Below are 22,697 nucleotides of genomic sequence, written 5' to 3' on the forward strand. Positions count from 1 at the left end.
GCATCCGTTATTTGTTGTTCTGTTCCTGATGAAGAAGCAGCACGCGCTGGCAGTGTGGACAGGTAATGAGTTCATCGCCGCGGAACAACAGGTTATATACCTGGGGAGGCAGATTCATGTTGCAGCCGAGACAGCACCCATCCTTGGCTTCAACGACGGCAACACCTTTGCGCTGGTCCCTCAGCCTCTGGTAACGCTTCACCATGGTTGCCGGAAGGCCTTTGACCGTTGCGTCTTTAGCTGAAATACCCACGGCGATCTCAGATTCCAGCTTGTCCACCTTTGACTGTACTTCGCTCTGCTGGGCGGAGATATTCGTTTCCAATGACTTGAGGTTTTCCTGCTTTTCCGCTATCTGGGCCTGCAATTCTTCCAGCTGGGCGGATTTCTGCAAAATCTGCTCTTCCAACTCGGCAGTTAGCTTCTTGGCGCTGGAGATTTCCTTGGAAACCGCCTGGTATTCCTTCTGGGTTTTTATTTCCTTCAAACGGGCTTCGGATCGGACGATGTTTTCCGCTTCAGTGGCTAGATTTTCTTCCAGGCTCTTTTTTGCCGCCTCCAGCTCTTCCGCTTCGTTGTTTTTCTCCTGAATCGCATTGCGAGCAACAGTCACGTTGTCTTCCAGCGCAGCTATTTCCCCCAGGAGTGCATCTTTCTCTCCATGCAGCACGTCAATTTTAAGGTCAATTCCCTGCAACTCGCCCAACAGTTTCAAATTCTTCCGCAAAATCAGCCTCCCGTTACCTTTATTTTCTCACATCGGAGAGATCACACATATTGAAATGGATCTTTCTCCCCTTTGTATCCGACAACTTCCGTTCCATAGCCCTTTTCTCCCAATGCCCGGGTTACCCTCGCGGCAACGCCGTCAATCATGATGGCTTCAGTTGGGAAATGCCCTGCATCCATAAGCGCGAGACCAAGAGCCTCAGCCTCCCGCGCATCGTGATATTTGATATCACCGGTCACCAGCACATCCGCCCCCTGGCGCACGGCAGTCTTCACCAGGGAAGCCCCGCTTCCGCCGCAGACGGCGATCTTTTTCACCGGCCGGCAGGCATCCCCCACAAACCGGATACCGGTGGCGTCAAGGCCTTCTTTGACCATGCCGGCAAATTCCCCAAGAGGAACAGCCTCGGCAAGGACTCCGATCCTGCCCAGGCCACGGGCTTTACCCCGATTCAGGAGGGGATAGAGGTCATAGGCAGGCTCTTCATAGGGATGCGCTGCGACCATGGCATTCACGGCAGCAGAGATATTCTCTTTATTCAGGAGCACCTCGATGCGGGTTTCCGCAGCCTCTTCCCGCGTTCCAACCTGGCCGAGAAAAGGACGGGCGCCATCCAGCGGCGTAAACGTTCCCACACCACTGGTTCGAAAGGTGCAATCACGGTAATTGCCAAGCCTTGCGCCGAAACGATACAGCGATTCAAGCACCTGCGGCTCGTGATCCCTGGGGACAAAAACGCTCAGTTTTACCAATTCATCGGACCCTGCAGCTTTGAGCGGCTCCCAGGAAACGAGTCGCAGCCGTTCGGCCAGAAGGTCGTTCAGCCCACCTTCGGCAATATCGTAATTGGTATGCAGGGAGAGTATCGACAGGTTGTTTTGCAATAAAAGTGCAACGATTTGGCCGGTAGGATCGTTAAGGGTGATCTTTTTGATCGGAGAGAAAAACAAGGGGTGGTGGGTAAGCAACAGCTGACATCGGGACGCAACCGCCGCCTCGACTGCTCCCTTGCCGGGATCGAGTGCCACCATGATCTTTTCCACCGGCGAGGCGGGGTCGCCTGCCTGGAGCCCCACATTGTCCCATTCTTCTGCATGGCTAAAAGGGGCAATTCTATTAATGATTCCAACTATGTCCGAAACTCGCGGTGTTTTCATCGGCCTCAAAAGAAAAAGAGTGCAACCTTTCGGTGTGCACTCTTTTTCCTCACGTGCTGCGTATGTCTTCTTCTGACCAGGTGCTTTAAGGGCATCCCCACATCATCCTGTTTTTTAGATGGTGGGCCCACCAGGACTCGAACCTGGGACCGACCGGTTATGAGCCGGTAGCTCTAGCCAACTGAGCTATAGGCCCGCAAAGCGAAAATTCATAGTATGATAGTACGGAAAAGGTGTCAAGATTTTTTTGGCCTTTTCCGTAACAAACTAAGGGTTTTCCTCAATAGAGTTCATACCTTAAAAGCCTGCATTCAATTGGGCCGTTATAGAGAACCGTCCGTCGCGAAGCTTTCAGCCCCACATATTTGGCCAGCTCCAGGTTGCCGGTAAAGAGATGGGCCACGTAGCCCTTGCAACGCTGCTTCATGGTATCTCCCATTTCCCGATAAAGCGCCTTCAGCTCTTCCACCTCGCCCAGCCTCTGCCCATATGGAGGATTGAAGAGAATTATCCCCGGACCTGGCGGGGGTGCCATGGAGCGCATATCCGCCACCTGCAACCGGATCATGTCCTGCACCTCGGCTCTGGCGGCATTGCTGCAGGCAACTTCAATCGCCTTGGCCGAAATGTCGCTACCGATTATGGGCGCGGCAACCGCCTCCTCCACCAGCTGTCGCGCCTCCCGCACCAGTTCTTTCCACCTGCCCGACTCAAATCCGGGCCAGCGCTGGAAGCCGAAACCGTCTCGCAACAGGCCAGGCGCGCATTTGGAGGCCTTGAGAGCCGCCTCGATGGGAATAGTGCCCGAGCCGCACATGGGATCCACCAGCGGCGTCGTTCCATCCCAACCACTCAATGCCAAAAGCCCTGCAGCCAGGGTCTCCCTGAGGGGAGCTGCGGTTCTCTCCAGCCGGTAACCGCGCCTGTCCAGGGGAGAGCCGGAAGTGTCCAGACTGACGGTACAGTGGTTGCGGAAGAGATGCAGGTTGACCTGCAGATCGGGATTCTTCACATCAACATCGGGTCTGTGCCCGCAGCGATCGCGGATCTCATCGACAATGGCATCCTTCGCCTTGAGTGCCGCAAAACCGGAATGGGTCAGGGTTGAATCGCGCAGGTTGCAATCGACAGCCACCGTCATCTTCGGATTCAGGAAATCATTCCACGGGATCGCCCGCACCCCGTCATAAAGGCTCTGGGGCGAATCGCAGGGAAATTCCCCCACAACCATCAGCACCCGGTTTGCCGTCCTCAACCAGAGGTTCGCCCGGTAGCATGGGGCCATGTCACCGGAAAAGCCGACCCCACCGCTCCGGACATCCAAGTCGCTAATATCCAGGTCCTCCAGCTCGCGGGCAAGGACCTGCTCGAGCCCTTTGGCGGTAGTGACAAAAAAACGCTGATCCATTAAGGTAATCTCCAGGAATTGATGTGATGGCCCCCTTGAGAGTATGCCGTGCAGCACTACCATTACCCCAAAAGCGGCCATAAGGAAAGGGGGATATTGGCGCGTCCCCTTTCCACCACCCTTTTGCTTTTCTGCAACGCCTCATTTAAATAAAGCGATATAATTGGAGAATCTTGCTCCGGTCGCCTTTCTTGAAATCGACAGAATTTGTGGTAACCGTAAAGGCAATTAATTCGGAAAGGGGTTCCTGTGAACATACACGAATACCAGGCAAAAGAGATCCTGAGCGCATTCGGCATAGCGGTGCCGCGCGGCAGGGTCGCCCTGACTTCGGACCAGGTTGAGCGGGCGGCAAAGGAAATGGGGGGGCGGTGCATCGTCAAGGCGCAGATCTATGCGGGGGGCAGGGGCAAAGCCGGTGGCGTCAAGCTGGTTCACCATCCCGAACAAGCACAGGACCTGGCCAAGGACCTTTTTGGGAGAAAGCTCGTCACACCTCAGACAGGAGCCCAGGGGCTCAAGGTACGGAGGATTCTCGTCGAGGAGGCGGTGGAAATAGCCCGGGAATTCTACCTCTCCATCACCCTCGACAGGGAAACGTCGCGGTATTGCCTGATCGCCTCCGCAGAAGGAGGGGTTGAGATCGAGGAGGTGGCCCAAAAGTCGCCGGAAAAAATCCATATTCTCACCATCGATCCCTACACCGGCCTACGCCCCTATCAGGCGAGAAAAATTGCCCTGGCCCTGGAGCTCAAGGGAGCCATCTGTGAAGATTGCGTCGAGCTCATCCTCAATCTCTACCGTTGCTGTCTTGAGCGGGACTGCTTCCTCGTGGAGATCAACCCCCTTGTCATTACAAAAGCGGGATGGCTCATGGCCATGGACGCAAAGATCACCTTCGACGATAATGCAATGTTCCGCCACCGGGAATATCCCGACATGCAGGATTACTCCCAATTGGACCCGCTGGAGATCAGCGCTGGCAAGTTCGATCTCTCCTATATCAAACTGCAGGGAAACATTGGCTGCATGGTCAACGGCGCCGGTCTGGCCATGGCCACCCTGGACGTGCTTAAGGAATCGGGGGGAGAGCCTGCCAACTTCCTCGATGTGGGAGGTGGGGCAACGCGGGAAAAGGTCACGGAGGCCTTCAAGATCATCCTCCAGGATACGGACGTCAAGGGGGTGTTCGTCAACATCTTCGGCGGCATCATGCGCTGCGACATCATCGCCCAGGGAATCATCGAAGCCGCATCGGAAGTCCATTGCGCCCTCCCCATCGTCGTCAGGATGGACGGCAGCAAGGTGGAAGAGGGAAAGAAGCTCCTCCTGCAATCGGGGCTCAACGTGCAGATCGGCAACAACTTGGGTGATGGTGCCACTAGGATCGTCCAGATGCTGAAGGCGGGGCGCCCCCAATGATCATGACAAACACGGAGAATGCTCATGTCGATTTTGTTGAATAAGGACTCGAAAATCCTCGTCCAGGGGATCACCGGACGTAGCGGGCTCTTCCATACCCAGCAGTGCCGCGATTACGGCAGCAGAATCGTTGCCGGAGTCACTCCCGGCAAGGGGGGCATCCATATCGAGGGCATCCCGGTCTTCAACACTGTTGAGGAGGCGGTGCATTATACCCAAGCCAACGTCTCGATGATCTTCGTCCCCCCTCCGGCAGCAGCAGATGCCATCCTGGAAGCGGCCGATGCGGGAATGGATCTGGCGGTCTGCATCACCGAGGGGATTCCGGTGCGGGACATGGTCCTGGCCCGTCGGGTGCTGGAAGGAAAAAAAATGCGGCTGGTGGGCCCCAACTGCCCCGGGGTCATCACCCCCGGCGAATGCAAGGTCGGCATCATGCCAGGACATATCCACAAGAAAGGAAGAATCGGCGTCGTCTCGCGCAGCGGCACCCTCACCTACGAGGCGGTCAAGCAGCTGACCGATGTGGGGCTCGGTCAATCCACCTGCGTCGGCATCGGCGGCGACCCGATCATCGGCATGAAGTTCATTGACGTACTGAAACTGTTCAATGAAGACCCGGCCACCGACGGGGTCTTCATGATCGGCGAGATCGGCGGAGCCGCCGAAGAAGAAGCGGCTCAATGGATCAGGGACAACATGAAAAAGCCGGTGGCAGCATTCATAGCCGGCATCACCGCCCCCCCGGGCAAGCGGATGGGACATGCGGGAGCGATCATCACCGGTGGCAAAGGGAAAGCGGAAGATAAGATCCAGGTTTTGCGGGAATGCGGAGTAACCGTCTCCACCAGCCCGACGAAAATGGGGGAGACCATGCAGTCGGTCATGGGAACGGGGAAAGGCAGGGGGAAGAAGTCGTGAAGCAAAAACAGGCGCCGGCAACACTACCGACGCCTGTCGGCAGGTAACGATCAGAAAAAGAGGAAAAAACCATCGATGAACCAGGCAATGCCGAAAAGGCCAACACCCGATCCGATCAGCCAGATATAGCGCTTCTTCAAGAGAGCGGCGATGGAAGAAAGCAGGATGGCAATCTGCAGGAATATGACGGCCAGGCCGAATGACTGTGCGTGTTTCTGGGCATCGTCACGGATTTTCTCGAATCGCTTGGCATCCTTCTGAATGGTCGCTTTCTCTTCCTCGTATTTGGCAATCTTCTTGCCGTAGGTCTCTATCTTCTTCCCATATTCCTCAGCCAGGGCGCGGGGCAGCCTGCCGCCGTCAGCTTTGAGCTCCAGCTCTAGTTTTTCCTTCTGCATCTCATAGAGGTAGCCCTTGATGCTCTTGGACTGGAAGAAGGCCCACTGGTCCGACGCCTGTGTCTGGCTCATCACCGAACGGGTGGAAAATCCACCTCCTTTGAAGGTGGAAAGGGTGGCGCAGACTGCCAGGATAATGGTGGTCAGTGCCAGGTAATTGAGCCACGGTTCTTTTTTCTCTTCTGCCACACATACCTCCTCGATCTCCGAGCGGAGTTGTTACAGCCCACCGACAATCAACCAGCCCCGCCCCGGTTCCTTGCGCAGGCGTATCGATTCTTTCCCCTCCAGTTCCAGTACCTGACTTTTCCTGGCGATTTTCAGCCGGTAGCTTCCCGACACGATTGCCCCGCTGCCATCGATGACGATGTCGTAACCGTCGGAACGGTATTCGATCCGGTCAAAGGAAGCGAAGTTAGCCGCAAGTTCCTGCTTCTTGGCGGCCAGATCCTGGCCTTTGTCCAGATAATGGGGAGATATGAGCGAAAGGTAACTGTCGATATCTTTACTGCGGAGCGCTTGCTGTCGCTGCATCATGACCGCCTGTATCGCCTGCCGCTCATCGTCTCCACGCACGCAGCCCGAAACCAGCAGGACGGCCGGAAGAGCCAGGAGGAGAAAATGGAGCAAGCAGCACCGCAAAAGGTCGGCAGGCAATCGGTTCCTCAGGAAACGCATCTTCAGTAGTATTTTTCCATCACCTGCCGCGCCTCATCCAGATATCTGCTGGATAGATACTGCTTGGCCAGCCGGTTGAACGCCTCTTTCCCCTTCGCCTTGTCGCCGGAGAGGAAATAGGCCTTGCCGATATAAAAGAGCGCCTCATCGGAATTCTGCGCCCGTGGATACTTGGCGAGGGCCTCTTCGAGCCGCTTTATGGCCGCCTGGTACCTACCGGAACGGAGGTAGAAGCGACCAACATAGACCTCGTATTCCACCTGTTTGCCGATACATTCGGCGAGCTTTGCCTGGGCTTCCGGCACAAACTCTGAATTGGGGTAGAGCTTCAGGAAGGATTCGAAGAATTTCACCGCATTTTTAACCGGCGTCTGATCGGTATCGATACCGGTGATCTGGTTGTAGTGGCATAGGCCCAGGCGGTAATAGGCATAGGCTGCCTGGGGATGATTGGGATGAAGCTTGCGGAAATCGTCGTAGGCGGCAGCAGCTTCGATATAGCTGTGGCTCTCGAAATAGGCATCGGCTATCTTCAGCTCGGCCATGGTCGTAAGCTCCGGAGAAGAAAAGGTCTCCTTGACCTTCTTCCACTCGGCAATGGCGTCCTCATAGCGACGGGAGGCATAGAAGTCCTCTCCCTCCTTGAAGTAGGTATCGGCCGTCTTTACCGTCTCGGTGGTACCGGCACAGCCGGCAACAAAAAAAACGAGCCCGAAAAGAAATCTTCTCATATTCATAGGTCCACCTGCAGTTTTTTTGAAGAAAGTAGTGTAAAACCCTGAAGTTGTCAAATTCAAATCTGCATTGAAAAGGTTGTAAAAAAGGCGAAGGAAGATCCTTCGCCTTTTTGCTTACTTGGATGACCGCTTGCGCCGGTTCGGATCGAGTTCCTTCTTGCGAAGCCTGATGGACTGGGGGGTCACTTCCACCAGTTCATCGTCATCGATGAATTCCAGGGCCTGCTCCAAAGTCAGCAGGCGCGGTGGCGTAAGTTTGATGGCATCATCGGAACCGGAAGCCCGGACGTTGGTCAGCTTCTTCCCCTTACAAGGATTGACGTCCAGGTCGTTGTCCTTGGCGTGCTGACCGATAATCATGCCGCCGTATACCTCCACACCCGCGCCGATGAAGAGGACACCCCTCGGCTGCAGGGCATCCAGGGAATAGGCGGTCGTCTCGCCGTTTTCCATGGCAATGAGTACCCCGTTTTTGCGCCCAGGAATATCCCCCTTGTAGGGTGCGTAATCGTGGAAGGTGTGGGTGACGACAGCGGTGCCCCTGGTTTCGGTCATGACCTCTCCGCGGAGGCCTATCAGGCCCCGGGCAGGGATGACGAATTCCAGGCGGATGGTGTCTCCCATGGGATTCATGGCAACCATCTCCCCCTTCCGGGGACCCATCTTCTCGATAATTGCCCCCTGGTACTCGGAAGGGACATCCACCACCAGGTACTCCATTGGTTCGAGCTTCTTGCCCCCCTCCTCGCGGAAGATCACCTCCGGTTTGGAGACCGCCATTTCGAAACCTTCACGCCGCATGTTCTCGATGAGGATGGAAAGGTGCAATTCGCCTCGTCCGGAGACCTTGAAGGTATCGGGATTAGCCGTATCCTCCACCCGCAGGGAAACGTTGGTCCGCAGCTCCCGGTCAAGGCGCTCGCGAATGTTACGGGAGGTGACCATTTTCCCTTCCCGTCCGGCAAATGGAGAATTGTTGACTATGAAATTCATGGCAATGGTCGGCTCATCTATGGAGACATAGGGGAGGCCGACCGGGTTGTCTGCCGACGCCAATGTCTCGCCGATCCCCACTTCGTTGAAACCGGCTACGGTGACTATATCGCCGGTACATGCCGAAGGGATCTCCACCTGTTTCAGCCCCTCGTAGCCGAGTAGTTTGGAAATTCTTCCCTTGACGACGCTGCCGTCCCGTTTTACCAGGGCAATGTTTTCACCGGCTGCGACCTTACCGTTGAAGATCTTACCGGTGGCGATCCTGCCGATGTAATCGTTGTAATCGATGTTGGTGACCAGCATCTGGAAGGGAGCGGTCTGATCCCCGGTTGGGGGACGGACATTGGACTCGATGACGGCGAAGAGCGGCTCCATGCTGGAGGAGGCGGCATTCATGTCCAGCATGGCGTAGCCCATTTTGGCGCTGGTATAGACGATGGCGAAATCCAGCTGTTCATCGCTTGCGTTCAGTTCGCAGAAAAGATCGAACACCATATCCACCACCTCGGCCGGACGGGCTCCCGGGCGGTCAACCTTGTTGATGACGACGATCGGCTTCAGTCCCAGGTCGAGGGACTTCTTCAGCACGAAACGGGTCTGGGGCATGGGGCCATCGAGGGCGTCCACCAGGAGCAGCACCGAATCCACCATTTTCAGGACCCGCTCCACCTCGCCGCCGAAGTCGGCATGGCCGGGAGTATCGACGATGTTAATCTTATAGCGTCCATGGTGCACGGAAAGGTTCTTGGAAAGAATGGTGATACCCCGCTCCTTTTCCAGGTCGTTTGAGTCCATCACCCGTTCGGTGATCTGCTCGTTTTCCCTAAAGACGCCGGCATGCTTGAGCATGGCGTCAACCAGGGTCGTCTTGCCATGGTCAACATGGGCGATGATGGCGATATTTCTTATCATTTCCTGCATTACAACACTCCTCTTTCCTTTTGCAGCGTCTGCCACAATTATTGAAGCCTTTGACAAAAAGAAAAGACGGGCTGTGAAGCCCGCCTTTTCGGACGCCAATATGGCAGGTTTTACCGACAAATACAAGCTTATTTTCTAATGATGCGCCTCTTCACACCCATGGCCGCCATCTGCTGCTTCTGGATAGTGCCGATGCTCTCCAGGTGGAACTGTAGCCACATGTCGCCATAGGCTTTCATCTTCATTTTCTTTCCCTCGTTCAAGAGCTGCAGATTCTGCTTGAGCTTCTCATCCCCGGGAAGTTTCTTCAGGCCTCGCTCAAGCACTTCCTTCGCCTTGCCGGTGTCGCCGCTGTCGCTCAGACAATAGGCATAGAGGCTCCAGAGCAGCGATTCCTTCGGGCTGGCGACCACCGCCTTTTCGAAGGTGTCCTTCATCTTGTCCTTCTTATTGCGCTTCATGTAAGTGATGGCCAACATGCCCATTGTCACCCAGTTTTTAAAGAATCCCTTTTCCAGGTAGGGAAAGGCATTGGAAAAATCGCGTTTCACATAGTAGACCATGCCGATGGTGGAATTGATCTGTCCGGTGACGTAGATCTGCCACTTGCCGTATTTGAAGGCGCTCTTCAGCTCGCGCAGCCCTTTTTCGAAGCGCTGTGCCTGGATGTCTTTCATGGCGCCGGACATGACCGCTTCCAGCTTTTTGGCAACAATGCGGGAAATGAGCAGAAACGAACCGAGGAAAAAGGGCAAGGCGATCAGGAACGCCCCCCACCAGGGAAGGTGAACGGCGAATTTCATCAGTATGAAGACAATGATGGCGGTGCCGGCGGAGATCAGCAGATTGTACATCTTTATATCCTTTCAGGTATGGATCGTTGCATGATGGGGAGTAGACAGCTCAACCGTTATCCTCGGCACTGGTCATTTCGCCCTTCTTTTCCACATACTTGGCGACGATAATCCGTTTGCCGGGGCGTAGCGCAACCTTTGCCTTGATATTGTTCCATGCGGACAGGATCTTGGCGGAGACGTTGAAGCGTTTGGCGAGGGAAGCAAGGGTATCTCCCTTCTTCACCGTATAGTACTTATTAAAGGTCTGCTTTTCCGGGACGGCCGCAGGAACCGGTTTGGGCGGCTCTTTCGCCACGGGCGCTGCAGCTGAAGCGACTTTTAGCGGAACAATCAGGGACCGCCCCTGCAGGCGCCTCACCTTCCCCAAATGGTTGAGCTCCTCCAGAACGGCAGCGGTGGTGCCGAAACGTTTGGCAATGGATGCCAGGGTATCCCGCTTTTTCGCCCGGTAACGGGTGTATTCCGTTTTCTCTGCGAACCTCTGGTCCGCCGGAATCTTTGCGTATTCAGTCTCGAACCCCCCCTTCTTCCCCTTGGGGATCTTCAGCTGGTAATCGGGATAATCGGGGGGCGTGGCCGAGCGTCTGAGCTCGGGATTGAGCCCCTTGATCGCCTGATAGGGAACGTCGCATATTTTGGCGACCAGCTCCAGATCGGTCATGGAAGGGACCGTTACCGTATCGAATTCAATGGGGGGCAGGTATGCCACATCGGCAAAGCCGTATCTGGCCGGCTCTTTGGCAATTATTGCCGCAGCAAGCAGCTTCGGCACGTAATCCTTGGTCTCGCGCTTGAGGTACGACCCCTTGGACAACTCCCAGAAATCCCGGCTGTTATACCTGCTGATGGCGCGCAGGATCTTGTTTTCCCCAGCATTGTAGCCGGCTGCAGCAAGATACCAGTCGTTGTTGAACAGGGCATAGAGTTCTTTGAGATACAATGCCGCGGCAACGGTTGACTTTAGCGGATCGCGCCGTTCGTCGATCCAGGAGTTGATACGCAGGGAATACCGTTTGCCTGTGCCGGACATGAATTGCCACGGTCCCACAGCTGCAGCAACGGAATAGGCATGGGGAGAGAAGCCGCTTTCGATCATGGCAAGGTAGACGAGATCTTCGGGAAGCCCCTCTTTTTTCAGCACCTGACGCATCATGGGAATAAAGCGTTCCGACCGGGAAAGCCACTTGGAAAAGGCCTTCCTGCCGCTGGTCTGAAAATAGCGGATGAAATACTCCACCTTGTTGTTGAAGGTCAGGGGGATGTCCGACTCGGGAAGTTCTTCATCGGGCAGTTTAAGCTCGAATCCCTCTTCCACCTGCTTGGTCAGGGCTTGTTCCAGAGAGAATATTTCCGACGGGGACAGCTCCACCCCTTCGCTCACCCTCATATCAGCAGGCAGAGCGGCGACCTTATCAAGAGGCTGGTTTGTATCCGACGCACCAGGCAGAGGCACTTCCGGCCTGGCAAGAGCCGCGTCATGGGTCATAATTTCCTGCAGCAGGCGAGGATGCTCTGCTGCCGCATGGGAAACACCCGCAGAGAGCACGATCATTGCCACAAAGAGGAGCTTTTTCATTGGAATCCCTTCCACGATAAATTGACGGACAGAAGCAATGGAAGCCGCTTATGGCAGAAGACGCGAAGGGCAAAGGGTAGCCGAAAAACGCTGTTTTGTCAACCGAAAGGCCGCTGATACCTCGGCTGGTCCAGCGGGAAGCACAGGAGCGGCGTTGAAAATGAAAAGGCCCCCTTTTTTACGAGGGGGCCTGGTGAGAACGCCCGCCGCCGCAACGGCGGGCTAACTAGGGCAACCTTCTTTGCAGCGGGTTACCGGACGAAGCATATAGGTTGTAGTCCACATAGTTCGGTTGGTCTCCTTTCGCTGTTATTTTCCACCCCTCATTTTCCTTGAGGATGTCTCAATAATAATCCGGAAGGGCGACATGTCAACGGCCCAGTGCAATATATAGATTTATTTAAATGATTTAATCATCTTCAACAGTGCCCCTTCTACGACATCCAATGCTCCTTCCGGGCAGAGTTCGCGGCAACAGAAACAGCGGATACATGCATGATAATCGAAGGTCAGTTTGCCATCCCGTACTCCGATGGCATGGGGAGGGCAAGCATCTTTGCAGATGCCGCACAGCCTGCAACGTTCTGTATTTACAGCCGGGCGGGAGGTGAGATAATGGCGCAGACGGTTCTTCAGGAACAGGGGCAGGCCGAACTGCACATCCGAGATGTGGGGCAAGCGAAAATCCGCCACGCGTGCCTCATGGAGGGGCAAACCGACGGTCTTGATCGCGGAGCGTTCCGCACCGGAAATTCCGAGCTGTGCCGCCACCCTTTCCATGGGGAGCAGCTTTTTCGGAATGCCGGCAATCTCGGCAGCAATCACATCGACCGCCACCGCGCTCTGCCCCGCCAGGAGCAACCCCACGTCGCATGGATCGCCGTTTCCCGGACCGTCCCCTTCCATGGCAACAATGGCATCCACGATATTGAGATCCGGTTTTCGCACCAGATAGAGTTCCACCAGCATGCGGGCAAAGAGCTCTCGGTCCGCCCCCGCCTTCAGGTGCCAGCCCGCCTTTGCCGTCCCCACCACGGAACCGAAGAGATTTTTGACGGCACAGGTCATGGTCATCATCTCATGGGTTTTCAGTTTCGGCAGGTTGATGATCTTGTCCGCCTCAAGGTATGGGCGGGCCAAAGCAAAACGTCTGAAAACTCCCTCGCCCGAAACCTCGACCGCCTCGGAAAAATCAGCGAATTCGGCGCCGGTCTCCCGGATCACCTGCATAAGGCCCGTCTTCTCCGCCACACGCATGCTACTGCCGACACCGGGAGAGTCGCCGACAAGAACAATGCCCCCTGCTTCCTGCACCAGCCTGATGACGGCCCGCACCACTTCCGGATGGGTCGTCACTGCAGCATCCGGCGTTTTTGCCGAAAGCATGTTCGGCTTCAGCAGCACCCGCTCCCCCGGCCGGACAAAGGCTTCCATTCCTCCCAGCGGTCTGAGAAGGCGATCAATGCCCGCCTCCACGGCGGCACGCCGGTACGTACCGACCCGCTCTATGACGACCAGGTTCACGGTCTTCCCCCATTACCACAGTTAAACATTGTAAAAAAGGCGCTCATTGTTTAAGTTCATACCATGAAAGCACTGGTCGATCAATTCTGCCGCTACCTTGCCGTTGAGCGGAATGCCTCTTCCCACACGGTTGCCGCCTACCGCAGCGATCTTGACTTTTTTCTCTCCTTCCTTGCGCGGGAAAGGGATGCTCAGCTCGATGTGGCCACCATTGATCACCTGCTGATCAGGCGCTACATAGCGAGTCTTTACCGGGACCACCAGAAAAGCACCATCGGTCGGAAGCTTGCCGCCATCCGCGCTCTGTTCAAGTATCTGCTGCGCCAGGGGATTGTTGCCAGGAACCCCGCGGAACTAGTCAGCACCCCGAAAAAAGAAAAAAAAATTCCCTACCATCTCACCATTGACGAGGTGACGGCCCTGGTTGAAGCGCCGCGGCAGGAAAACCTCCTGTCACTCCGGGACCGGGCTATACTGGAACTGCTCTATTCGTGCGGCATGCGCGTCTCTGAGCTGACAGCACTCAGCGTGGAGGAGGTGTCAATGGACGAGCGGTTGGTCCGGGTCTGCGGCAAAGGGAACAAGGAGCGTATCGTGCCTATGGGCAGAAAAGCCCATCAGGCACTGGCAGCCTACCTCACGGCGCGGGGAAATCCTGCCGCTGAAGCACCTCTGATTCTCAATGTCCGCGGGACGCGCCTGACAAGCCGCAGCGTTGCCCGCATCATAGATCGGCACATCATCAAAATCGCCGCTATGAAGAAAATTTCCCCACACACCCTGCGCCACACCTTTGCCACCCATATGCTGGAGGGAGGCGCCGACCTGCGCGCCATCCAGGAACTTCTCGGCCACGCATCACTCTCCACTACGCAAAAATATACCCATGTGAGCATTGACCGCCTCATGGAAGTGTACGACAAGGCACATCCCAAAGCCCATAAGAAGTAGATGCGAAAGGTCATTTGATGCCGAGGACACCATCGCGCAGAAAGCTGTAGTTTTTATAACCGAATTTCTCCAGGTAGTACTGCAACCATTCCACCTGCCTCCCCACTGCGTCGAAAATCAGCAATTCCCTGTCTTTGAATTCACCCTTTCCCAGCCGCTCCAGCAGTTGATCCAGTGGAATGCTGTGCAAGTTTGGAAACCTGGGTATCATCCTCCGCTGGAAAGGGTCGCGAATATCGATGACGACAGCTTTGCGACTCTTTGCTTTCTTTCTGAAGTCGTTGAGGCTTACTTTTCTTTTTGCCAATTTTTCCGGGGGAATAAGCACCTGTGCCGGAGCAGGAGAGATCCCCATCAGCGTTGTTTTTTCCGGATGCAGTGTCACCCAGTCATGGATGCCGGAATCGTAGACGAAGATTTTTTTGAACTTCCATTCCATTGCCAACTCGGCAGCTTCATAAGCCTTAGCACAGCTGTGGCCGTTGCAATAGAAAACAATCGGCTCGCTGCCATCTTTGCCGGTAGCTTTTTCCAGGTTCCTGATAAAAGAGAGCTCGGCGACCGGAATATGCAGGGCCTTTGTGATATGGATCACGTCGTATTCCAGCCTGGATCTCACGTCGACAATGAAACAGTCACCATATTCTTCGTTGAGTTTTTCGCTGGACATGGTTTTTATTTGGGGAAACTGCTGGCGCAGGGGATAACCTTCATCGGCCAGGGACGGGGAAATGGCGGTTGTGGCAAAAAACCCACATATGGCCAATGCATGTACCCACAAACTGTTCATAGCGTCATCCCCCTGGATAGCACGGGCAAGAATTCCAGCTCCGTCTGTCGATTCCATATGCAGTGTATCTCAGGCTAATACTGCCCAAGCACCTTGTCCATATTTTATAAAAAGGGGCGTCGACCATGCCGACGCCCCTTTTGGCTCTTGATTTTTCAAGTACTTACATTATTGACACTTCTGAACTGGAAGGCCGGCACCGAAGATCAGCTGCGAGCTTGCGGAGGTGCCCACTTTTGTTTTGGTTGCATCGCGCCATCCCGTCATGCCGAAACGAAGGGTCCAGGCATCGTAGCCGAGTATTCCCAGCACTGCATTGCTGATACTTGCCGTATGGCCGGTATTGCAGATGACGAGGATCGGCTTGTCTTTGGGCAGCTTGGCAAGGTTCTCCGGTTTGGCAAGCTCGCTCATGGGAATGTTGACGGCACCCGGAACGGTGCCGGCGCAATATTCGGCAGGCGTTCTGACATCGAGGAGAAAGTAATCACCCAGTTCATCGGCCAGGTTAAGGTCGTCTTTACCGTCCATCAGGCTATCGGCATAGATGGTGCGATGCCCTCCTGGAGGGGTGCTTAGGAAAGCATCGGCATATTTTGCCACCATTGCATAATTCCCCGGCGGGATAACCTTCGTCGCCCCTTTCGGTGCCGCCTCGCTGACCAGTTCGCCAAGCCCCTCGTCGCTGAAGGCCGGAACAGCACATGCCATCAGCCCTCCGACAACCATCATGGAAAACAATCGCTTACCTACTTTCATACTGGTTCCCCCTTGGATTGAAATACCCGGTTCCGGCCGGGTTGCTACACCACATCGGTAACAAAAAACGCCTACCCCCGCGAAAGGAGTAGGCGCATGTAGACGGTGAGCCCGTTCACATACCGCCACTTCGACAAGCCCCTCTTTCCATTACTGGACAGGTAGCTTTGTGCCGCCAGGTTCCCCTGGTTTTACCCTTTCGGTGGCTACATCGTTTAATTTTTTTATTTAGATACTATTTTATTTTAATATTTAATACAAGCGATATTTATATATTTTTTCATCTTATTTCACACTCAGCACGCCGTCCTTGAGAAAACTGTAATTGCTGTAGCCGTTCTTCTCCAGGTAATACTGCAGCCATTCAACTTGCTTCCCCACAGCATCGAAGATGAGCAGATCGTTGTTTTTGAATTCTCCCTTCTCCAGGAGGCTCAGCAAGCGATCGGAGGGAATGTTCCGCAGTTTGGGAAACGGGGGGATGACCTTGCGCTGAAAGGGCTCCCGGATATCGACGACGACTGCTTTAGGCCCCTCGGCTTTCTTCTTGAACTCGCCCAAGGAGATTTTCTTTTTCGCCAGTGCCTCGCCAGAAATCAGCTTGTTCTTCGGAGCAGGAGTAACACCCATCAAGGTCGTTTTTTCCGGATGCATCTTCACCCAGTCATGGATTCCCGCATCATATGCAAAGACGTTTTTGAACCCGGCCTGCATCGCCTGTTCGGCAGCCTCGTACGCCTTGGCGCAGCTGTGACCGTTGCAGTAAAAGACGGCCGGTTTGCCGTTTTCCTTGCTTCTGGCCTTTTCCAGGTCCTTGACGAAGGTGGCTTGGGCAATGGGTATGTGCAGGGCCTTATTGATGTGTATGACGCTGTATTCCAGGTCTGATCGCACATCGACAATCACCGCCTGGGCATAATCACGATTCAGCGCTTCGGTCGTCACGTATTTCACCTTGGGAAACTTTGCCCGCAGGGGAAACCCCTCTTCGGCAAACGAGGCGGAAACGGAAACGAGAACACCCAGGGCGGCCACGGCCAGAACTCTCTTCAAAAATTTCTTCATGATCTTCTCCTTACGAAAGATATACGTACTTCAGACCTGGCATGGAACCGGCACCGGCAGGGCTTCCTCAGCCGGAACGGCCTCAATCGGGGTATCATGCCGGACATTGAAGATGCTCACTTCCCTGCGCAGGCTCTCCATCTCATCACGCATCCCGCTGATGAATGCCGCGATTTCGTTGACTTCACGTACTGTTTCGTTAGCCGTTCCCACCATGGCAGCAAGGGATTCTATGATTCTTTCGTTCAGCCGCTGCTGGTCTCCGGAGGCGGTGGCAATCTCTCCCGTCTTCTGGTTTGCAAAGTCAATATTGGTGGAGATGAGCCGGGCGCTTCCCGCTTGCTCTTCGGTAGCCTGCCGGGTCATCTCCATGGCATCCTTGATGGGGCTGATATTCTGCAGCAGGTATTCGGTGCTTTTCATCTGCTCTGCCGCCGCCCGATCCACCTCAAGGATACCCTTCCGTATCTGCTCCGTGGCGCCGACCACGAATTCCAGTCCAGTGGTTTGATCGAGTGAAGCATATTCTATGTTCTTGGCCATTTCCGAAGCACGCTGGGAAGCGGTGAGAATATCCGTAAGGACAAGGGAGGTCTTGTCGACGACGGTGGTGGCATCATTTATCATCACCACGGTCTCGGCAATGCCGGTAACGACCTCGCCGATCTCCCCATTGATATCGCTGACAATCCTCTCGATCTCCTTGGTGGAACCGGCAGTCTTGTCGGAAAGGGCTTTCATCTCGTTGGCGACAACAGCAAAACCTTTGCCCGCCTCCCCCGACTGGGAGGCGATGATCTGGGCATTGAGGCTCAATAGCCGGGTCATTTCGGTAACACCGACAATAACCTCGATGATGGTGGCGATATCCCGGGAACGGGCATTGAGCTTTTCAATGACTCCATTCAGCGAGGTCATGAATTCCCGTACCCCATTCATGCGGGTCGCCGCCTCGATGACCGCGCTCATTCCCTGCTCGGAAACGAGGGCCGTCGTCTGCTGGCTCAACTCCGCCGATTCCTTGACGAAAGTCTCCACTTCCTTCACCGATTTATAAACGGTGGAAACGGAATCGGAGGCATGGCCTACCGCCTGGGATACATCGCTGGACATGGCGGCAATCTGGCGCGCCGTCTGCGTCAACTGTGAGAGGGTCGAATAGGAATTCTGCAGGTTGCTGTTGAGGCTTACCGTATTGCCGGCTATCTCTTCGGAGGTGGCGCGCATCTCCAGCAAGGCGGAAACATTGTCGCTGGAGAGGGAAAGCAGTCTCTCCGTGGCGGTGACGATCTGCTTCTGGGAATCGGTGGCTTCCTTAACTGCCAGGGACACATCGTTGGTCAGGCAGTGCTCGTGGTCCACATTGGTCTGGACCCTGTTGAAGATATCCTGCAACTGTTGCGCGGCCCGGGTGACGTTTGCAGAAATCCCGTCAATCTTCCTGATGGTGCCGGAGAGGTTTTCAGACAGGAAGCCCACCCCTTTGGCAATGCTGCCGATTTCATCTTCCTGCAGGACCGGTACCTGCACCAGCAGGTCACCCGCCGTGATCCTGTCGATGGCCCGGTTGATCTCCATGAGCGGGCGCTTCACCGCCACACTGAACAACCGTATCAAGACCAGCGCCAGGACTACGAGCAGAGTTCCCTGGTACAAGGGAATGAGGAGGAGACTGCGTCTCATGCTTTGGTCGATGGTACCGGTGGTATATTCGATGGCCACTTTGCCGATGGTTTCCCCCATCAGCACAATGGGCTGGGCAAGCTTGAAGGCGCCTTTCCTGCTGCGCCCCTTTTCCTTGATGATCTTGCCTTCCTTGTCGTAAAACTGCATGGTGGCGATGTCCCGGTCCTTGAGCACCTCTTCAAGGTAGGCATCGATCAGGGTAAAGTTGTAATTGAGGATGGGCTCGGCGGTAATGCCGGCGGATTCACGGATAGTGCGCTGCATCCGTTCGTGGAGTGCCGAGGTCAGAATGGATCTGTTGTACTGCAGATAAAGGAAGGTCCCCAATCCCTGCCCGGCCACGAGGATGACCAGAAGCACGAGGATGAACTTGGCCGTAATGGAGTTTCTCAAGCTCATAGGAAAGTTGCCCTCTGTTGATGCGATTCGCCCTGGACAGCCTCAAGCCGCTGCAGTGCGAGGGATTAACCCACACAATGAACTCAAGAATTATTTATTTCATGACGAACTGTCAAGGAGATTATGCATATTAAATGATATTTAATCGTATTCTACAGTACTTTCTGAAGATAAATATATGTAGTTCTTACACTAACCGGTGTTAAAACTCCAATTCCCTTTACAAGCACATGGAGAACGATACAATCGAGAGGAAAGAAAGGGAGAGATTGATGACTCTGAACCAGCATCTTGCCATAACAGGCGTCGCAGCAGCGGCACTGCTTTCCTTCTGGTCAAAGATGGAAATCGCTCTGTTCTGTGTCGGCGGGATATTGATCGATGTGGACCATTATCTATGCTATATCCGACGCACCAGGCGCCTCAGCGTTGCCGGGATGTTCCGGTATTTCGAGGAGTTGTGGAAGATCGAGCATGGCATTCCCTACTATGGTCTCTGTCTCTTCCATACCGTCGATTTTTTCCTGCTCGTCGCTCTCGCAGCGTTCTATTACCCCCTTCTCATACCGCTGTTGGCGGGGCTTTTGTTCCACTTTGCCGTTGATCTGTTCGATCTGCTTCGCAAAAAGATACCCTTCATCCGCGCCTACTTCCTCGTTGAGCACCTCATAAGGCGGCGACAGAAAGGATATCCGTTCTTTTAGCAATGATGGGAGGAGTTATGAGAAAGGAAATGGAGGAGTTCTTTAAAGCAGAGGCATTCGGGGTGGTCGGGGCATCAAGCGACCGCGGTAAATACGGCAACCGGGTGCTGCGTTGCTACCGGGAGCATCGCCTGCGCGCTATCCCGGTCAATCCCCGGGAAAAGGAGATCGAGGGAGAAGCATGCGTGGCATCGGTTGCGGAGTTGCCTCCCGAAGTGACCAGCATTTCGGTCATCACTCCGCCGGCAGTAACGGAGAAGGTTGTGGAAGAAGCAGCCGGCAAAGGGATCAGGAATATCTGGATGCAGCCGGGAGCAGAGAGCCAGGCCGCCATCGAATTGTGCCGAAAACGCGGCATCAACGTCATCGGCGATGGCAGCTGCATCCTCATCACCCTTGGTTTCAGCGAACATTAGCTGTAAGAGTAAATCCCTGCATCTCCTGCTGGAGCGATGCGGTATTCACCCCCATGGTGTTCCCCCCCCCTGTCCACGACCTTGGTTTCATCCAAAACCGTAGCGGTAGACGCCTGGATGCTCGCCACCATCTTACTGATGCGTAGACTGCCCCCTGCCTGCTCCCGGCACGCCTCACTGATGCACCAGCTGGACGCCAAGCACGATCAGCAAAAAGCTGAGCAGGGGAATGGACATGATCTTCAGCAAAATGGGCCAATTGCGATAGCGTTTGATTTTCATAATTTTTCCACTTTCCATCAGCAAAAGTAGTAGCCATAAAAGCAGCATACAAGGGGCGTATTGGCTTTATACACATCTTTATAACTCTGTTGACAAAAAAGTGGAGCGGCGACCGGAAAAAGAGAGCGCCTTGACAACGCACAGTCGATTGTTAGAGTTTATCAATATAATGTCAATCGCGGATAAAGAGAGGAAATAATGGAAAAGGGAACGGTAAAGTGGTTCAACGAAAGTAAAGGTTTCGGCTTCATTTCCAGGGAGAGCGGAGAGGATGTCTTCGTCCATTTTTCCGCCATTGTCGGCGAAGGATTCAAGACCCTCAGCGAAGGGGACTCTGTGACTTTCGACGTGGTCAAGGGGCCGAAGGGGCCACAGGCCGCCAATGTAAAGCGCGCCGGATGACGATCAGTCCTGGTGCGTCTTATCCCGGTCGCTTCTCATCTGAATGCCTTCCTCCTTGAGATCGATGTACCCCTCCTTGTAAAGGCCACCGATGGCTTTTTTGAAGGTCCTTTTACTCATCTTAAGCACGTCGGCGATGAGATCGGGAGAGCTCCTGTCGGTCAGCGGAAGAAAGCCACCTGTTGTGGCAAGGGTTTTGAGAATTCTCTCCCGGCTGAGATCGTGGCCGTGGGCGGGGCTTTTTTTCAAAGTCACATCGATCTTTCCGTCATCCCTCACCTTTTTCACATAGCCTTTGAGCCGGCTGCCCAAGCCAGGCCTACCATACAGTTCGCTTTTGAACAAAAGCCCTGAATGCATGCCATTGATGACGACCTTCGCCCCCAGATCTGTGAACTGATAGAGGATAAGGTCCACCTCGTCCCCCTGCTTCAATTGGATCCGCTCATTGTTCAGGAAGCGCTCGATGCGCGCCGAGGCCGATATTCTCCCGGAGCGATCCAGGTACACCCTGACCAGGCGCTTCTCCCCTTTCTTCATGGGAACTGGCTGCTCGGCAAAGGGGACAAGGAGGTCCTTGTCGAGTCCCCAGTCCAGAAAAGCACCGACCGCACCTGTTTCCTTGACGTTCAACAGGGCGAATTCCCCCACTTGAGCCCGCGCCTTCTTCGTTGTTGCCACCAGCCTGTCTTCCGAATCCAGGTAGATGAAAACCCGCAACCTGTCGCCAGGCTTCAAAGCTGACGGAACGTATTTACGCGGCAAGAGGATCTCGCCCTCTTCCGACAGGAGGTAGGCGCCCTGGGGGGTCAGCTTTTTTACCTCCAGCTCGTGGTATGTACCGATTTCTAGCATTACAACTCCTCACTTTTTATCAGTCACTTTCCTGAACTCTCTGCCAAAGCCTGACGAAGAGTATCATCATAGCCGGTCAGAGCCATTGGCAGCAGATCTCTGATCCTGTTATCCCTGCAGATTACCTCATTTTTCAGCCCTTCGATCAGCGGCATCGAGATGGAGGGTTTGACCGGTGTTATCAGCCCGACCCAGTAGGATGACAGGCGCGGGGTCAGGAGCGGGACCGGAATGATGGTCGTGAACCTCCCCCTGATCTTTGCGAAATGTTCCATCATTTCACGGTAGGTGAGCACTTCAGGCCCACCGATATCGAAGACCTCGCCGGCAGTCCGCTCATCCTTGAGACAGCCGACGAGATACCGGATTACATCAGCCACGGCTATGGGCTGGCACTTGGTGGAAACCCACCGCGGTGTTATCATGACCGGCAAACGTTCCACAAGATGGCGGATCATTTCATAAGACGCGCCACCGGATCCAATAATAACTGCAGCCCGGAGAATAGTCGTGCTGAACCTGCCGCTTTTCAGGATATTGGCCACCTCCAGTCGGCTTGCCAGATGCTCGCTGAGCTTTGCTGCCACCTCCCCCAATCCGCCCAGATAAATCACCCGACGTACACGGGCTCTGTCTGCCGCAACGGTAAAATTACCTGCGGCTGTTCTGTCCCGTTCTTCGAAACCAGCCCGTTTTCCTGCCATGGAATGGACAAGGTAGTAGGCCGTATCGACACCATTGACAACCGCAGGTATCGTAGCCGGTTGGAGCAGGTCGCCTTCCACCTGCTGGACAGTTTTAGGAAGCGTGTTGTTCCGATTTCTTACCAGGCATCGCACCCGGAAGCCGTCTTGTAGAAGTGCGTTTACCAGTCTGGCGCCGATAAATCCCGTTGCCCCGGTAACAAGGACCGTACTATCCGGTTTCATGCTGCCTCCCGTTCCGTAGGGTGTTCATAGGCAGTGTTACACAGATTGGGGCAAAAGCAACCTGATGAAGCCCTCCCCGGAGAGCTGCAAAGACAACGAAGGCAGTCTGTGTTACATTAACACATAAAGGGGGA

Annotated in this window: 22 protein-coding genes, 1 tRNA gene and 1 riboswitch; of the genes, 6 read left to right on the forward strand and 17 right to left on the reverse strand. The window is 54.7% G+C overall.

Annotated elements, in window-relative coordinates:
- Nucleotides 1–7: 7 nt before the first annotated feature.
- From ML541_RS01685 to ML541_RS01700, 4 genes are all read right to left on the reverse strand, one after another.
- Nucleotides 8–727, reverse strand: coding sequence for a C4-type zinc ribbon domain-containing protein (locus ML541_RS01685; RefSeq protein ID WP_243370078.1), 720 nt, complete (start codon nucleotides 725–727; stop codon nucleotides 8–10).
- Nucleotides 728–768: 41 nt separating this feature from the next.
- A complete protein-coding gene (locus ML541_RS01690) occupies nucleotides 769–1,887 on the reverse strand; it encodes a Nif3-like dinuclear metal center hexameric protein (RefSeq protein WP_243370080.1) in 1,119 nt (372 codons plus the stop codon).
- A 119-nt stretch (nucleotides 1,888–2,006) separates the two neighbouring features.
- Nucleotides 2,007–2,083: transfer RNA gene (locus tag ML541_RS01695), tRNA-Ile, on the reverse strand.
- Between the two features lie 84 nt (nucleotides 2,084–2,167).
- On the reverse strand, nucleotides 2,168–3,295 hold the full coding sequence (locus ML541_RS01700; protein ID WP_243370082.1) for a THUMP domain-containing protein: 1,128 nt from the start codon (nucleotides 3,293–3,295) through the stop codon (nucleotides 2,168–2,170).
- A gap of 249 nt (nucleotides 3,296–3,544) precedes the next feature.
- Here ML541_RS01700 and sucC point away from each other — a divergent pair, with 249 nt between their 5' ends.
- On the forward strand, nucleotides 3,545–4,717 hold the full coding sequence (gene sucC / locus ML541_RS01705) for an ADP-forming succinate--CoA ligase subunit beta (protein WP_243370084.1): 1,173 nt from the start codon (nucleotides 3,545–3,547) through the stop codon (nucleotides 4,715–4,717).
- Between the two features lie 24 nt (nucleotides 4,718–4,741).
- Complete coding sequence (gene sucD, locus ML541_RS01710; RefSeq protein WP_243370086.1) at nucleotides 4,742–5,638, forward strand: succinate--CoA ligase subunit alpha; 897 nt, start codon at nucleotides 4,742–4,744, stop codon at nucleotides 5,636–5,638.
- 50 nt (nucleotides 5,639–5,688) lie between these two features.
- On the opposite strand, the gene ML541_RS01715 is transcribed toward sucD, so the two are convergent.
- The 7 genes from ML541_RS01715 to ML541_RS01745 all read right to left on the reverse strand — a co-directional run bounded on the left by ML541_RS01715 (nucleotide 5,689) and on the right by ML541_RS01745 (nucleotide 13,325).
- The gene (locus tag ML541_RS01715) at nucleotides 5,689–6,225 is read right to left on the reverse strand and encodes a DUF4337 domain-containing protein (protein WP_243370088.1); all 537 of its coding nucleotides are present in this window, start codon (nucleotides 6,223–6,225) and stop codon (nucleotides 5,689–5,691) included.
- Nucleotides 6,226–6,255: 30 nt separating this feature from the next.
- A complete protein-coding gene (locus tag ML541_RS01720; protein ID WP_243370090.1) occupies nucleotides 6,256–6,693 on the reverse strand; it encodes a nuclear transport factor 2 family protein in 438 nt (145 codons plus the stop codon).
- A 23-nt stretch (nucleotides 6,694–6,716) separates the two neighbouring features.
- A complete protein-coding gene (locus tag ML541_RS01725) occupies nucleotides 6,717–7,451 on the reverse strand; it encodes an outer membrane protein assembly factor BamD (protein ID WP_243370092.1) in 735 nt (244 codons plus the stop codon).
- A gap of 114 nt (nucleotides 7,452–7,565) precedes the next feature.
- Nucleotides 7,566–9,368: a translational GTPase TypA gene (gene typA, locus ML541_RS01730; protein ID WP_243370093.1), complete on the reverse strand. Its 1,803-nt coding sequence runs from the start codon at nucleotides 9,366–9,368 to the stop codon at nucleotides 7,566–7,568.
- Between the two features lie 128 nt (nucleotides 9,369–9,496).
- On the reverse strand, nucleotides 9,497–10,222 hold the full coding sequence (locus tag ML541_RS01735; protein ID WP_243370095.1) for a hypothetical protein: 726 nt from the start codon (nucleotides 10,220–10,222) through the stop codon (nucleotides 9,497–9,499).
- A gap of 49 nt (nucleotides 10,223–10,271) precedes the next feature.
- Nucleotides 10,272–11,801 carry a lytic transglycosylase domain-containing protein gene (locus ML541_RS01740; RefSeq protein ID WP_243370097.1) on the reverse strand — a complete coding sequence of 510 codons (1,530 nt, stop codon included), beginning with the start codon at nucleotides 11,799–11,801 and terminating at the stop codon, nucleotides 10,272–10,274.
- 396 nt (nucleotides 11,802–12,197) lie between these two features.
- Nucleotides 12,198–13,325: a DUF362 domain-containing protein gene (locus tag ML541_RS01745; protein WP_243370099.1), complete on the reverse strand. Its 1,128-nt coding sequence runs from the start codon at nucleotides 13,323–13,325 to the stop codon at nucleotides 12,198–12,200.
- A gap of 63 nt (nucleotides 13,326–13,388) precedes the next feature.
- Here ML541_RS01745 and xerC point away from each other — a divergent pair, with 63 nt between their 5' ends.
- Complete coding sequence (gene xerC / locus ML541_RS01750) at nucleotides 13,389–14,276, forward strand: tyrosine recombinase XerC (RefSeq protein ID WP_243370101.1); 888 nt, start codon at nucleotides 13,389–13,391, stop codon at nucleotides 14,274–14,276.
- A 10-nt stretch (nucleotides 14,277–14,286) separates the two neighbouring features.
- Here xerC and ML541_RS01755 read toward each other — a convergent pair whose 3' ends face one another.
- The 4 genes from ML541_RS01755 to ML541_RS01770 form a co-directional block, all read right to left on the reverse strand.
- Nucleotides 14,287–15,066 carry a rhodanese-like domain-containing protein gene (locus ML541_RS01755; protein ID WP_243370103.1) on the reverse strand — a complete coding sequence of 260 codons (780 nt, stop codon included), beginning with the start codon at nucleotides 15,064–15,066 and terminating at the stop codon, nucleotides 14,287–14,289.
- 168 nt (nucleotides 15,067–15,234) lie between these two features.
- Nucleotides 15,235–15,825 carry a rhodanese-like domain-containing protein gene (locus ML541_RS01760; RefSeq protein WP_243370105.1) on the reverse strand — a complete coding sequence of 197 codons (591 nt, stop codon included), beginning with the start codon at nucleotides 15,823–15,825 and terminating at the stop codon, nucleotides 15,235–15,237.
- 129 nt (nucleotides 15,826–15,954) lie between these two features.
- A riboswitch (cyclic di-GMP riboswitch) is annotated at nucleotides 15,955–16,031 on the reverse strand.
- Nucleotides 16,032–16,110: 79 nt separating this feature from the next.
- Nucleotides 16,111–16,890, reverse strand: a complete 780-nt coding sequence (locus ML541_RS01765) for a rhodanese-like domain-containing protein (protein ID WP_243370107.1) — start codon at nucleotides 16,888–16,890, stop codon at nucleotides 16,111–16,113.
- Nucleotides 16,891–16,920: 30 nt separating this feature from the next.
- Nucleotides 16,921–18,975: a HAMP domain-containing methyl-accepting chemotaxis protein gene (locus ML541_RS01770; RefSeq protein ID WP_243370109.1), complete on the reverse strand. Its 2,055-nt coding sequence runs from the start codon at nucleotides 18,973–18,975 to the stop codon at nucleotides 16,921–16,923.
- Between the two features lie 272 nt (nucleotides 18,976–19,247).
- On the opposite strand from ML541_RS01770, the gene ML541_RS01775 reads away from it, so the two are divergent.
- From ML541_RS01775 to ML541_RS01785, 3 genes are all read left to right on the forward strand, one after another.
- Nucleotides 19,248–19,679: a hypothetical protein gene (locus ML541_RS01775; RefSeq protein ID WP_243370111.1), complete on the forward strand. Its 432-nt coding sequence runs from the start codon at nucleotides 19,248–19,250 to the stop codon at nucleotides 19,677–19,679.
- Nucleotides 19,680–19,696: 17 nt separating this feature from the next.
- Nucleotides 19,697–20,095, forward strand: a complete 399-nt coding sequence (locus ML541_RS01780) for a CoA-binding protein (protein WP_243370113.1) — start codon at nucleotides 19,697–19,699, stop codon at nucleotides 20,093–20,095.
- Between the two features lie 480 nt (nucleotides 20,096–20,575).
- Nucleotides 20,576–20,779 carry a cold-shock protein gene (locus ML541_RS01785; protein WP_243370115.1) on the forward strand — a complete coding sequence of 68 codons (204 nt, stop codon included), beginning with the start codon at nucleotides 20,576–20,578 and terminating at the stop codon, nucleotides 20,777–20,779.
- A 3-nt stretch (nucleotides 20,780–20,782) separates the two neighbouring features.
- On the opposite strand, the gene ML541_RS01790 is transcribed toward ML541_RS01785, so the two are convergent.
- Nucleotides 20,783–21,634 (reverse strand): S1-like domain-containing RNA-binding protein, encoded by an 852-nt coding sequence (locus ML541_RS01790; protein WP_243370117.1) that lies wholly within the window; start codon nucleotides 21,632–21,634, stop codon nucleotides 20,783–20,785.
- Nucleotides 21,635–21,657: 23 nt separating this feature from the next.
- Nucleotides 21,658–22,563 (reverse strand): NAD(P)H-binding protein, encoded by a 906-nt coding sequence (locus tag ML541_RS01795; protein WP_243370119.1) that lies wholly within the window; start codon nucleotides 22,561–22,563, stop codon nucleotides 21,658–21,660.
- Nucleotides 22,564–22,697 lie beyond the last annotated feature (134 nt).

This window comes from Geotalea sp. SG265 (assembly GCF_022808985.1).
Lineage (GTDB): Bacteria > Desulfobacterota > Desulfuromonadia > Geobacterales > Geobacteraceae > Geotalea.

Coding starts and splice junctions, on each gene's coding strand:
- ML541_RS01690 (WP_243370080.1), bottom strand. CDS start 1,887: ATGAAAACACCGCGAGTTTCGGACATAGTTGGAATCATTAATAGAATT.
- ML541_RS01700 (WP_243370082.1), bottom strand. CDS start 3,295: ATGGATCAGCGTTTTTTTGTCACTACCGCCAAAGGGCTCGAGCAGGTC.
- sucD (WP_243370086.1), top strand. CDS start 4,742: ATGTCGATTTTGTTGAATAAGGACTCGAAAATCCTCGTCCAGGGGATC.
- ML541_RS01725 (WP_243370092.1), bottom strand. CDS start 7,451: ATGAATATGAGAAGATTTCTTTTCGGGCTCGTTTTTTTTGTTGCCGGC.
- typA (WP_243370093.1), bottom strand. CDS start 9,368: ATGCAGGAAATGATAAGAAATATCGCCATCATCGCCCATGTTGACCAT.
- ML541_RS01735 (WP_243370095.1), bottom strand. CDS start 10,222: ATGTACAATCTGCTGATCTCCGCCGGCACCGCCATCATTGTCTTCATA.
- ML541_RS01740 (WP_243370097.1), bottom strand. CDS start 11,801: ATGAAAAAGCTCCTCTTTGTGGCAATGATCGTGCTCTCTGCGGGTGTT.
- xerC (WP_243370101.1), top strand. CDS start 13,389: ATGAAAGCACTGGTCGATCAATTCTGCCGCTACCTTGCCGTTGAGCGG.
- ML541_RS01755 (WP_243370103.1), bottom strand. CDS start 15,066: ATGAACAGTTTGTGGGTACATGCATTGGCCATATGTGGGTTTTTTGCC.
- ML541_RS01760 (WP_243370105.1), bottom strand. CDS start 15,825: ATGAAAGTAGGTAAGCGATTGTTTTCCATGATGGTTGTCGGAGGGCTG.
- ML541_RS01765 (WP_243370107.1), bottom strand. CDS start 16,890: ATGAAGAAATTTTTGAAGAGAGTTCTGGCCGTGGCCGCCCTGGGTGTT.
- ML541_RS01770 (WP_243370109.1), bottom strand. CDS start 18,975: ATGAGCTTGAGAAACTCCATTACGGCCAAGTTCATCCTCGTGCTTCTG.
- ML541_RS01775 (WP_243370111.1), top strand. CDS start 19,248: ATGACTCTGAACCAGCATCTTGCCATAACAGGCGTCGCAGCAGCGGCA.
- ML541_RS01780 (WP_243370113.1), top strand. CDS start 19,697: ATGAGAAAGGAAATGGAGGAGTTCTTTAAAGCAGAGGCATTCGGGGTG.
- ML541_RS01785 (WP_243370115.1), top strand. CDS start 20,576: ATGGAAAAGGGAACGGTAAAGTGGTTCAACGAAAGTAAAGGTTTCGGC.
- ML541_RS01790 (WP_243370117.1), bottom strand. CDS start 21,634: ATGCTAGAAATCGGTACATACCACGAGCTGGAGGTAAAAAAGCTGACC.
- ML541_RS01795 (WP_243370119.1), bottom strand. CDS start 22,563: ATGAAACCGGATAGTACGGTCCTTGTTACCGGGGCAACGGGATTTATC.